This window comes from Rhodococcus sp. DT1 (assembly GCF_049844875.1).
Lineage (GTDB): Bacteria > Actinomycetota > Actinomycetes > Mycobacteriales > Mycobacteriaceae > Rhodococcus.
On record NZ_JBNCLW010000010.1, the window covers coordinates 1 to 14,064 of the forward strand.

Annotated in this window: 2 protein-coding genes; both read right to left on the reverse strand. The window is 65.4% G+C overall.

The features are described from left to right. A partial coding sequence (locus tag ACLQ3J_RS20880; protein ID WP_425904297.1) for an amino acid adenylation domain-containing protein occupies nucleotides 1-2,591 on the reverse strand: 2,591 nt, incomplete at its 3' end. 206 nt (nucleotides 2,592-2,797) lie between these two features. Continuing rightward, a partial coding sequence (locus ACLQ3J_RS20885; RefSeq protein WP_425904298.1) for an amino acid adenylation domain-containing protein occupies nucleotides 2,798-14,064 on the reverse strand: 11,267 nt, incomplete at its 5' end.

Here is a 14,064-nt window from a genome sequence, read left to right on the forward strand (position 1 = left end):
AACGTCGACTCCTCCGGCAGATCCGCCAAAGCACTGCGCCAGAACTCGGTTTGCCGCGCAAGCAGCGACTCCGGATCCGACTCGTCACCGAGAACCTCACGCTGCCACAACGTGTAATCCGCATACTGGACTTCCAAAACCGACCACCCCGGGACCGCGCCCGCAGCCCGCGCCGCATACGCCGTGACCACATCCCGGGTCAACGGCCCCATCGAGAACCCGTCGCCGGAAATATGATGAACCACCACAACCAGAATGTGCTCGTCCGGCGCGACCCGCAACAACCGCACCCGGATCGGAACCTGCTGCGTCACATCGAAACCGGTAGTCACAACCTCCGCGACACGTGCCGGGACCTCCTCGGCCGCAACAGTTTCCGGACGAACCTCGACCACGGCCTCCAATGGGGACAGGATCTCCTGGAAGCCGACCCCATCGACCTCCGGATACACCGTCCGCAACGACTCGTGCCGCGCCACCACATCCGACACCGCGGCCTGCAACGCGTCGACATCCAACGAGCCCGACAACCTGATCGCCACCGGAATATTGTTGACCGCCGACACCGGATCCAACCGGTTGAGGAACCACATCCGCTGCTGCGCCAACGACAACGGCACCCGGCCCGGACGTTCCCGCGCCGACAGCACCACACCCGGTCCCCCACCGGCCTCCGACACCCGCGCCGCCAGCTCCTCCACGGACGACGTCTCGAACACTACCGGCACCGCCACCCGACGCCCCACCCGCGCCGACAACCGTGCCACCAACCGCGTAGCTGCCAGAGAATTGCCACCCAGATCCACGAACGAGTCGTCCAATCCGACCCGCTCGAGACCCAGCACCTGCGCCACCTCCGACGCCACCAATTCCTCGGTCGGCGTCCGCGGCGCCCGGTACTCCCGCACCTCGAACACCGGTTCCGGCAACGCCGCCCGGTCCACCTTCCCCACCGCCGTCAACGGCACCGCATCGAGAACCACCACCAACGACGGGACCATGAATGCCGGCAACACCTCCGCCGCAGCCGCGCGCACCCGATCACCCTCGAGCGCGGCCCCCGGCGCCGGCACCACATATGCCACCAACGCCGACTCGCCCGACGGCAACGATGCCCCCACCGTTACCGCAAACCCCACCTCGGGCAACGACGACAACACCGCATCGATCTCGCCCAACTCGACCCGGAATCCCCGAATCTTCACCTGGAAATCGCTGCGCCCCACATACTCCAACACTCCGTCGGCGTCGCGGCGCACCAAATCCCCGGTCCGGTACATGCGCCCACCCGCACCGAACGGATCGGCCACGAACCGCGCCGCGGTCAGCGCCTCTCGCCCGTGATAACCCCGCGCCACCTGCGCCCCCGCCACATACAACTCGCCGACCACACCCTCGGGAACCGGACGCAGACGCTCGTCGAGGACAAAACACCCCACCCCCGCGATCGCCGACCCGATCGTCACCGGCGCACCCGGCACCAACTCCCCCGAGCTCGCCAGGATCGTCGTCTCCGTCGGTCCATATGCATTGAAGAATCGGCGACCCTCGACCGCCCACCGCCGCACCAACTCCGGCGCGAACGACTCGCCGGCAACCACCACCACACGCAACGAATCCATACCGGCGGGATCCATCGATCCCAACGCACCCGGCGTCATCAGCACATGTGACACCGACTGCGCCACAATCACATCCGCCAGCTCGGCGCCACCACCGACACCTGCCGGCGCCACCACCACCGTCGCACCCGCCGAGAAAGCCACACCCAGCTCGAGCAACGACACATCGAAACTCGGCGAACACACATGCAACACCCGAGACGACGACTCGACCCCGAAATGCTCACGCTCAGCCGAAATCACTCCACCGACACCCGAATGCGATACCACCACGCCCTTCGGCCGGCCAGTCGAACCCGAGGTGTAGATCATCCACGCCGCATCCGACGCCTCCAGCGAGCGCACCCGATCCGCGTACGACACCGGTCGCGAGGACAGCGCCTCCACCTGCGCGACCACCGACACGTCGTCGACAGCGACCACCGGCACCGACCCCGCCACCGACGACACCGTCTGCACCGACGACCCCACCGACAGACACAACACCGCGCCGGAGTCGGACACCATGAACTGCACGCGCTCAGCCGGATAACCCGGATCCACGGGCACGAAAGTCGCCCCCGACTTCGCCACCGCCCACAACACCACGACCGACAGCAGCGAGCGCGGCACCGCGACCACCACCGCGTCGCCCGGTCCGACACCCCGACCGATCAGCCACCGCGCCCACCGCGACGACACCTCGTCCAGCTCGCGATACGACAACGACCCCTCGGCTGCGACCACCGCCACCGCGTCACCACGCGACTCCACCGCCGACACCAGCAACTGCGGCAACAGCACACCGCGCCGACCGTGCGCGCGGTTTCCTCGCGCCGGTCGAGGAGCACGTTCGGCACGTGGTGCCCGTTCGGGTCGCTGGCTACGTGCACCGGTACGGGCGCTTGCCGCGTCGCGGGACTCCGGACGTGCCGATCGAGATGCGTTCACCGGAGTGGCCTCGTTCGAACTGCCGTCGTGTCGTGACATGGAAAGCCCACACCCTTCGCTTCAGATAATCCAGTGGTCGCGCCCGTAATCGAACAAGCACTTCGCCGCCTCGAAACGGGCGACGCTAATCGAAAGTAATCTTCCCGGTCCATCCCCGGAGCAGGCCCCGACGTTACCCGCGGTGCGTCCGGCGGTGCGGGATCCGGGCCACCGGTGGGGCCGAAGGCGAATCGGCCCCACCGGAATCAGCCCAGGTCGGGAAGCTGGTACACGCGGTGCGCGGCACCCCACTCCTCCAGCGGTACCCCGGATACGTCGTCGAGCACAACGACGGTTGCGAGATCCTCGAGTGTCCCCGGTTCCAACGTGCCCAGCGACGCGCCCGGCAGATGGACGTGCGTCACCCACTGGTCGTACAGCACCCCGTCGAGGCCCGGACCCGATGTGGCGTCCGCGGGCACAACTACGACCACGGCACCTGTCGCGGTCACGACCAAGGGTTCGAGTGCCACGACCTCGATGTCGACACTGCCCACAACGGCACTTCTGGACTCGTACGTCAGCCCGTACTTCTCACGCAGCGACCCGATACGGTCGATCAGTTCCTCGTTGGTGAACGTCTTCGATGCTGTGACGACTGCGGGGTCGGTCGCACCGACCGGCCGTATTCTGTCGCTGTACGTCACAGGATCCGACGGCAGAGCGGCCAGTTCGTCGCGCACATCCGGATCGTCGACGACGATCCGTTCACCATCGGGCGAGGAAACGCCGGTAACAGTGAGGGTCACCACAGATCCCTCCGACTGGTGCGGCATCTCTCCGCCGGGATCGATCATGGCGAGGGCAGCGCCGGTCTTGACGACCGCCCATTGAGCGACCACCGACTCCACCGATCGAGGCATCGCGACCGCGACCACGTCGCCGGTGCCGACCCCGCGGCCTATGAGGAGCCTGGCGAGACGCGACGAGCGCGCGTCGAGTTCCCGATACGGGATTTCGGTGCCCTCGCCTCCGACCGACGGATCTGCCGGCACCGCCAGAGCGGGGGCCGACGGATCCTCTTCGACCACCTCCGCCAGAACCATCGCGAGTGTCCGCGCTCCGGTGTCGACGGCGCCTGCGGACGGCCCGGACTCGGCGACAAGACGTGCGCGTTCGTCCGCATCGACCAGGTCGATGTCGCCGACAGCTCCTTCCGGCTCGGACACGAACGAATCCAGTACTCGCACGAGCTGTTCCGAGATCCGTCCGATCCCTGCCTCGTCGAAGAACCTCTCCAGGTACTTGAACGTCAGCTCGAGTTGTCGATCCGCAACGGCCATCAGCGTGATCGGGTAGTGCGTGGCATCGTCCAGCACCACGTCGGTGATCGTCATACCGTCGAGGGATCCGGCCGCGTCGGTCAACGCCTCCCTGTCGATCGGATACGACTCGAACACCAGCAACGAATCGAACCCGATCGGGGTCCCGATCCGCTGCTCGATCTCCGACAGCCCGACGTAGTGGTGATCCAGCAGGTCGGCTTGTTCCGATTGCACGCGGCGCAGCATCTGCACTACGGGTTCGTCCGGGTGGATCCGGACCCGCACGGGCAGTGTGTTGATGAACAGGCCCACCATCGTCTCCACGCCCGGCAGGTCTGCGGGGCGACCCGAGACGGTCGCACCGAACACGACGTCGGCGCGACCTGTGATCCTGCCCAGTAGAACGCCCCACGCAGCCTGGACGAGTGTGTTGACCGTGACGCCGCTTTCGGTGGCGAGCGCGGTCAGCCGCGCTGTTCGGTCGGTGTCGACGAGGACCGACATCTTCGACATCGTGTCGTTGTCCGCGTCCCGCCGGACCGGAGCGACAATCGTCGGTTCCGAGATGTCGCCCATCGCCTCGGCCCACCTGTCCAGCGACGCGGCATGGTCCTGCTGCTCGAGCCACGCGAGGAAGTCCGCGTAGGAACGCGTGGGTGGCAGGGCCTCTCGGTCACCGCGCAGCACGTACAGAGCCATGAGGTCCTGCATGAGCACCGGCATCGACCAGCCGTCCAGAAGGATGTGGTGGGCGGTGACCGCCAGGTGATAGCGGTCCTCGTGCGACTTCACGAGCAGGAATCGAATGAGAGGCGCACGCTCCATGTCGAAACGTCGAGCCTGTTCCTCGGCCAGCAGCGCCGGCACCCCACTCTCACCGGCACCGCCGGAGAGATCGCTCGCTTCGATGACCCGCCAAGGCAACTCGACCTGGTCGAGAACGAGTTGCAGCGATCGGCCTGCCTCGTCGGTGACGAACACGGCCCGCAGATTCCTGTGTCTGTCGAGCAGGGCTTGTCCCGCGCGTCGCAGACGTTCGGGGTCCACCTCGCCCGCGAGATCGAGGACCGCCTGCATCGTATAGACATCGGTGCGTTCGTCGGCCGTCATCGAAGCGTGGAAGAGCAAACCGGATTGCAGCGGCGACAGCGACCACACGTCCGTGAGCGAGGGGTATCGCTGCTCCCAGATCTCGATGTCGCTCTGGTCGAGGTCGACGAGAGGGAGATCCGACGGTGTCAGCCCACCGGCACCGGGCGAAGACCCGTGCCGCGCAAGCGCATCGAGCGCTTCCAGCCAGTGCTGCGACAGTTCGTCGATATCGTCACGGTCGAACAACCCGGCGGGGAACGCGATGGTCGTATGAAGGCGCGTGCCATCGGAGCCGTCCGAGATCACAGCCTCGATATCGACGCTGATGTCGGCCGGAATCGCCGTGGACAGTTGCACTTCCAGTTCGCCGAGGGCATCGGTCGGTGTCCAGACGGACTCGGTCGTGCCCTGCCCTGCATCCGAGCGCGACCGCCGGTCCAGATACGTGAAACGCACCTGCGGCGACCGCTCCACCGATGCCAGGCGATCCCGTGCCTCCGGATCGAGATACCGCAACACGCCGAATCCGGTCCCGTCGGCGGGGATGGCCAGCAACTGCTCCTTGACCGCCTTCATCGCCGCACCCATCGCCGGCCCGCCCGCGAACGCCTCGTCGATATCCACACCGGAAAGTTCGACTCGCACCGGATACGCAGCGGTGAAGCAACCCACGGTTCGTTGCAGGTCGGCCCCGGCCACCGCGGTGTCCGCACGTCCGTCGGCCTCGAACCGGACCAGCGCGGACGACGACTCCACACCACGATCGCGGCGCCAGCGCACCAATGCCAAACCGAGGGCCGTCATCAGGCCATCGGTGACCGCGCCATTGAACAGCGCCGGCACCGAGGTCAGCAGCGCATCGGTGTCGGCGGCGGGGACGGACACCTCCAGCCGTTGCACCGTCGACGTCGTATCGACGGCCGGATCGAACGGTCTCATCCCCATTTCGGGATCCGGTCCGTCCAATGCGCGCTCCCACCAGGACAACTCTGATCTGTGTTCGGGTGCGACCTCAAGAACGCCGTGCGCCCACCGCCGCAGTGACGTGCCGACGGCGGGAAGTCGCGGTTCCTGTCCCGCGGCGATCTGCTCCCATGCCAGACCGAGGTCGTGAAGGATGATGCGCCACGAACCGTCGTCGACCACCAGACGGTGTGCGACAAGGAGCAGGATTCCCTTTCGCTCGCCCGGGCCGAAATCGAGCCAGACGAGACGCAGCATCGACCCGGCGTACGGATCGAGGGCCGTGAGAGCGGAGTCGAGGTGTGGTCGTGCGATCTCGGCGATCCGGGCATCGTCGGTATCGGCCGGAGCCTCGACCCTGGCGAGCAGTTGCGCCGGATCGACGGTGCCTGCGTTGCGCACGCGCAGCATCGGTTCACCCTCGGCGCCACCTTCGAGGGCCGAACGCAGTGCATCGTGGTGATCCACCACGACGCCGATCGCGCGCTCGAGTGCATTCCGGTCGATATCCGACGGGATCTCCACGGCGACGGTCTGTGCGGCGTGGTCGAAGCCACCCGGCCGGCTCAGCACTTCGCGCATACCCGGCGTGAGCGGAACCTCGCCGATTCCACCGCCCGGCAACTCGTCGAGCGACGCGGGCCCGGTGCTCTCTTCCCACGTGGCCACTTCGGCGAGGCCCGCAACCGAACGACGGCCGAACACGTCTCGCGGCGTGAAGTGCACACCTCGGGCCTTTGCCCGCGACACCAATTGGATCGAGACGATGCTGTCCCCACCGAGCGCGAAGAAATCGTCGGTCGCGCCGATCTTGTCGACATCCAGAACTTCGGCGAACACGTCCGCGATGACCTGTTCGATCCTGGACCCGGGCGCCCGGAACGCTGTCGCCTCGAACACCGGATCCGGCAACGCCTTACGGTCGAGCTTGCCGTTGATGTTGAGGGGCAATGCGTCGAGCACCACAAAAGCCGACGGCACCATATAAGCCGGCACACTCCGACCCAGCGCGAATGCAACCTCCCCGGTATCGAGATCGACACCCGGCCGAGACACCAGATACGCAACCACACGGGTACCCACACGCTCGCTGCCACGAGCAACCACCGCCACATCACGAATGCCATCCATCCGCCGCAGCGCCGACTCGATCTCACCGAGCTCGATCCGGAAACCACGAACCTTCACCTGGAAATCCGTACGACCCAAATACCCGAGCTCACCGTCACTCGTCCACGCCACCAGATCACCCGTGCGGTACAACCTCTCACCATCACCCCACGGCGACGCCACAAACCGCTCCGCCGTCAGATCAGGCCGCGCGAAATACCCACGAGCAAGCTGCGCACCCGCAAGATACAACTCACCCGGAACACCCACCGGCACCGGCTGCAAACGCGCATCGAGCACATACAACCGCGTATTCCACTGCGGCGACCCGATCGGCACAGACACCACATCGGACACCTCGACAGTGTGACCGGTCACCGACACCGCAGCCTCGGTCGGACCGTAAAGATTGTGCAACCGCGCCTCATTGCCGGCAAGGAACCGCTGAGCCGTGGACGCAGGCAACGCCTCACCGATAGCGAGCACCCGGCGCAAAGACGACGGCAGAACACCATCCGAGTCCGTCATCAACGCCGTCAGCATCGACGGCACCACATGCAAAGTCGTCACACCCTCCGACGCGACAAGACCGTTGAGATACGCCGGATCACGATGACCGTCCGGCGCCGCAACAACGACACGGCCACCGGATACAAGCGCCGACCAGAACTCCCACACCGACAAGTCGAACGTCGCAGCGGTCTTCAGCAGCAAAGCATCATCGGGCCCGAGATCGTATTCGTCCCGCATCCACAGCATTTGGTTGACAATCGCCGCATGGGACACCGCCACACCCTTGGGCCGACCGGTCGAACCCGACGTGAAAATGACATACGCCGTGTTCTCCGGCCGCAACGGCGCCACCCGATCGACATCCGTGACCGGCGAATCCGAGTACCCATCGAGGTCCGCAGTGTCGAGCCGAACGACGACGATCCCGGAACCCAAGTCCTCGGGAACATCGAACTCGTCACGCGCGGTGGTCAAGACCACCGCAGGAGCCGCCACCGACACAATGTAATGCGTGCGCTCCTCCGGCTGATCCGGATCCAGCGGCACATACGCACCACCTGTCTTGGCCACCGCATACATACCCACCAGCAGCTCGACCGACCGCCGCATCGCCAACGCCACAGTCGATTCCGGCCCAACCCCCACCGAAATCAAATGACGGGCAAGCCGGTTCACCCGAGCATCGAACTCCTGATACGACAGCGACAAGCCCTCGAACACAATCGCGGTCGCCGCAGGATCACGCCGGACCTGAGTGTCGAACAAGTCCACCAACGTCACCGGCGCCCCGAACGGGCGGCTCGTGCGGTTCCACTCCTCCAAAACCAGATTCCGCTCCTCGACCCCGAGAATATCGAGGTCCCCCACCGCACGCCCCGGCTCGGCGACGATCAGCTCGAGCACTCGCACGAACCGCTCCGCGATCCCCGCCACCGTCGACCTGTCGAACAGATCCGTCGCGAACGTCAACACGCTACCGATCCCCGCCGGAGACCCGTCCTCGTGGTAACGGTCCGCGGCGACCAAATGCAGGTCGAACTGCGAGGTCTGCACCTGCGCATCCAACCCCGACACCGTCAGACCCGGCAGCTCCAGGCTCGTCGCTGCCAAGTTCTGGAACGACAACCCCACCTGGAACAGCGGATGCCGCGCGGTGGACCGTTCAGGGTTGAGTACCTCGACGAGACGCTCGAACGGAACGTCGGCATGCACGAACGCCTGGAGATCCCGCTCGCGTGTCTGCTCCAACAGAGCATCGAACGAACCGCTCACATCCACGTGGGAACGCAGAACCAAAGTGTTGACGAACATGCCGATCAGATCGTCGAGCTCGCGACGTCCCCTACCCGCAATCGGCGTGCCGACCGTGATGTCCTCGGTGCCCGACAAACGCGCGAGCAACACAGCGAAAGCCGCATGCACCGCCATGAACAACGTCGAATTCCGCGCTCGCGCGAGCTCAACCAGCTTACGATGCAGATCAGCGTCGATGTCGAACTCGACCCTGTCGCCGGCAAAGGACTGTTCCGCCGGCCGTGGCCGGTCGGTCGGAAGGTCCAGCTGATCGGGAAGGCCGTCCAAGGACTGTTTCCAGAACGCGATCTGCTTGGCCGCCAACGACTCCGGGTCCGACTCGTCACCGAGTACCTCACGCTGCCACAACGAGTAGTCGGCGTATTGCACCGGAAGCGGTTCCCAGCCGGGCTCGTATCCGCCGGAACGCGCCACATAGGCCGCAACCAGGTCACGGGTCAGTGGACCCATCGAAGAACCGTCGGCAGAGATGTGATGGACGACGAAGGCGACGATGATCTCGTCGTCCCCCACCGCGTACAGGCGAATTCGGATCGGCACCTCGGCGGTGACGTCGAAACTCGTATTCGCCAACTCACGAACGAGGCCGGGCAACTGATCCCAGTCCGTCCGGACGGGCTCCAGATCGGGCGCTACCGATGAGACCGGCAACACGATCTGAACGGCACCGTCGTCCGACTGCGGGTAGGAGGTGCGCAGCATTTCGTGTCGTTCGAGCACATCGCGGATGGCTGCCTGCAGTGCAGCGAGATCCAGTCGTCCGCTGAGTCTCAACGCGATCGGCAGGTTGTATGCCACGGAGTCGGGATCGAACCGGTTGAGGAACCACATCCGCTGCTGCGCCAGCGACAACGGAACCCGGTCCGGACGCGGCCCAGCAACGAGAGGCACCGTTCCCCCCGAGCCGGCATGTTGCCCGACGTGTGCGGCCAACGCCTCGACGGTCGGTGCGTCGAACAGGGCTCGCACCGGCACCCGAGTGTCGAGCGCCGAGCCCAGCCGTGCGACCACTTGCGTGGCGTTCAGCGAGTTGCCACCCATTGCAAAGAAATCGTCGTCGAGCCCGACCCGCTCGACACCCAGCACGCCGGCGAACGTCGACGCCACAATCTCTTCCACCGGGGTCCGTGGCGCCCGGAATTCGCGGGCTTCGAACTCCGGCGCCGGCAACGCCTTCCGATCCAGCTTGCCCGACGTATTGAGCGGGAACTCATCGAGAACCACCACAGCGCCCGGGACCATGTACGACGGCAACAACCCGGACACGAACTCGATCAACTCACCACGATCTACGGTGGCCCCGGGAACCGGAACCACATACCCCGCGAGTTGATCCCCGGCGCCCGACGACGAGACCACGACCGCAGCCTGACTGACCGAGCCGTGCGCCAGCAACGCACTCTCGATCTCACCCAACTCGATGCGCTGGCCCCGGAACTTCACCTGGAAATCAGTGCGCCCGATGTACTCCAGTTCACCGTCGCTACTCCACCGAACCAGATCACCGGTGCGATACATCCGGTCCCCGGCCGGCCCGAACGGGTTCGCCACGAACCGATCCGACGTCAGATCCGGCCGGCGCACATACCCGCGCGCCAACTGCACGCCGGCGAGGTACAACTCACCCGGCACCCCGGCCGGCACCGGACGCAGGCGGCCGTCCAGCACGTACACCTGCACGTTCCATTCCGGCTCACCGATCGGCACAACATCGACCGATCCCTCCGACGGCGCCTGCCAGAACGTAGCCGACACCGCAGCTTCCGTCGGCCCGTACAAATTGTCGATCCCCGCCGCACTGATACGGCGCACCCCGTCGACCGTCTCCGGCGGCAGCGCTTCACCGATGACGAAGATCTCCCGCAACGTGCTGCACGATTCTGCAGCAGCGTGCGCCGCGAACACGGTCAGCATCGACGGCACGAAATCGGTGATCGTCACCTTCTCCCGCGCAATGACCTCCGACAGATATATCGGATCGCGGTGTCCGTCCGGAGTCGCGAGTACCAACTTCGCACCCACACTCAGCGGCATGAAGAACCCCCACAACGACACGTCGAACGTCGTGGCGGTCTTCTGGAAATACACATCCTCCGACGTCATCGCGAACTCGTGCAGCATCCAGTCGATCTGGTTGACGATCGCGCGGTGCGTCACGGCCACGCCCTTGGGCTTGCCCGTCGAACCGGACGTGAAGATGGCGTAGGCCGTGTTGTCCGGGCGGAGCGCGTCCCGTCGCTCCTCGTCACCGATCCGCTCGGCAGAGACTCCCGCCAGATCCAGCCGATCGATCTCCATCGTCTCGACATCTACCCCGGACGGCACCTCGAACCCATCGCGGGCCGTCGTCACCAGACACACCGGGTCAGCAATATCGAGCACATGCCGGATGCGATCGGCCGGATGGTCGGGATCGATCGGCACATACCCGCCGCCCGCCCGCACGATCGCATACATCCCCACCAACAGATCCAACGACCGGCGCACCGCCAACCCCACCGTCGTCTCCGGACCCACACCCCGCGAGATCAGATACCGCGCAAGCTGATTGACCCGCGCATCGAACTCGCCGTATGTCAACGACTCGCCCTCGAACACCACCGCCACCGCGTCCGGCGACGCAGCGACCTGCGCATCGAACCGATCCAGCAACGTCGACTCCGGCACCGGATGCGACGTATCGTTCCACCGCTCGAGCACCCTCACCCGCTCATCGGCGCCCAGCAGATCGATATCGCCCACCCGCCGCGACGGATCAGCCACCACCGCCTCAAGGATCCGCACGAACCGATCCGCAAAGCCCTCCACCGTCACCGCATCGAAGAGCTCGGTGGCGTACGTCAATTCCGCACTCCAGCCGACCGGCGAACCGTCTTGGACATACCCCTCCGACAACGTCAACTGCAGATCGAACTTCGCGATCTGCGCATCGAAGTCGACACCCGAGACACTCAGACCAGGCAACTCGAGCTCCGCAGCCGCCAAATTCTGGAAAGTCAACATCACCTGGAACAACGGATGACGCGCCTGCGAACGCGCAGGATCGAGCACCTCCACCAACCGCTCGAACGGCACATCCGCATGCGCGAACGCATCGAGATCCACCCGGCGGACCTCATCGACGAACTCCCCGAACGACACCCCCGCATCGACCGACGTCCGCAACACCAACGTATTGACGAACATGCCCACCAGATCATCGAGCGCAGCCTCACCACGACCCGCGATCGGCGTGCCTATCGCAATATCGGACTGGGCGCTCAACCGGGACAGCATCACCGCAAGAGCAGCATGCACCACCATGAATTCCGTTGCGCCACTGAGACGGGCGAGATCGGTGATACCCGCACGGACGCGCCGATCGATCACGAAACCATGTGAGGCGCCCCGGTAACTCGACACCACCGGACGAGGCCGATCCGCCGGCAACGTCGACTCCTCCGGCAGATCCGCCAAAGCAGTGCGCCAGAACTCGGATTGCCGCGCGAGCAACGACTCCGGATCCGACTCGTCGCCGAGAACCTCACGCTGCCACAACGTGTAATCCGCGTACTGGACTTCCAACGCCGACCACTCCGGGACCGCGCCCACGGCCCGCGCCGCATACGCCGTCACCACATCACGAGTCAGCGGTCCCATCGAGAACCCATCACTCGAGATGTGATGAACCACCACCACCAGAATGTGCTCTTCCGGCGTGACCCGCAACAGCCGCACCCTGATCGGAACCTGCTGCGTGACATCGAAACCGGTCGTCACAACCTGCGTGACACGTGCCGGCACCTCGTCGGGCGCGATGTCCTCGACACGCACCTCCACGACCGCGTCGTCGGCACCGAGCACCTTCTGGAAACCGACCCCGTCGATCTCCGGATACACCGTCCGCAACGACTCGTGCCGTGCGACCACATCCGACACCGCGGCCTGCAACGCATCGACATCCAACGAGCCCGACAACCTGATTACCGCCGGAATGTTGTTCGCCGCCGACCCCGGATCCAACCGGTTGAGGAACCACATCCGCTGCTGCGCCAACGACAACGGAATCTGCGCCGGCCGAACCCGAGCAACCAACGGCACCCCGGCATCACCACCGGACACCTGCTCCACCCGCACCGCCAGCTCCCCGACGGTGGACGCCTCGAACAACACCCGCACCGGCACCCGGGTATCGAGTGCCGCGCCCAGGCGCGCGACCACCTGGGTCGCAATCAGTGAGTTTCCACCCAAGGCGAAGAAATCATCATCGAGCCCGACCCGCTCGACACCGAGCACCTCGGAAAACACCGACGCCACAACCTGTTCGACGGTTGTCTGCGGCGCCCGGAACTCCCGAGCCTCGAAGACAGGGGAAGGCAACGCCTTGCGATCGAGCTTGCCACTGCTGTTGAGCGGGAACTCATCGAGCACCACCATCGCCGACGGCACCATATAGCCCGGCAACACCGCACCCAACCGACGCAACAACACCACAGAATCCACCGACGCACCCGCAGCCGGCACCACATACGCCACCAACTGCTCACCCGCATGCGCATCCGAACGCACCAGCACCACAGCCTGACCGACACCATCCAAGCCCAGAAGAGCAGATTCGATCTCACCGAGCTCGATCCGCAACCCCCGCAACTTCACCTGAAAATCGGAACGACCGATGTACACCAACTCACCATCGGCATTCCACCGCACCAGATCACCCGTGCGATACAACCGCTCCCCCGCACCGAACGGCGACGCCACAAAACGCTCCGCCGACAAATCCGGCCGACCCACATACCCACGAGCCAACTGCACACCCGACAAATACAACTCACCGACAACTCCGACCGGTACCGGCACCAGCCGCTGGTCCAAAACATAGGTCCGGGTGTTCCACACAGGGGTCCCGATCGGAACCGCACCCGCACTACCCGCCTCGGCCGGCCCCGCCGTGACATGCACCGTCGCCTCGGTCGGACCGTACAAGTTGTGCAACCGCGGCAACCCCAGAGCAGCACACTGATCGACCAAAGCCGCAGGGAACGCTTCACCCGCAACAAGAACCACACGCAACGACGCGCACTCCTCGCGCGTGGCGACAGCAGCGAACACCGCAAGCATCGACGGCACAAACGACGTCGCAGTAATCCGCTCCCGACCGATCACGCGAGCAAGATACGCCGGATCCCGATGCCCGTCGGGGCTCGCGATCACCACACGCGCACCCGCTGCCAACC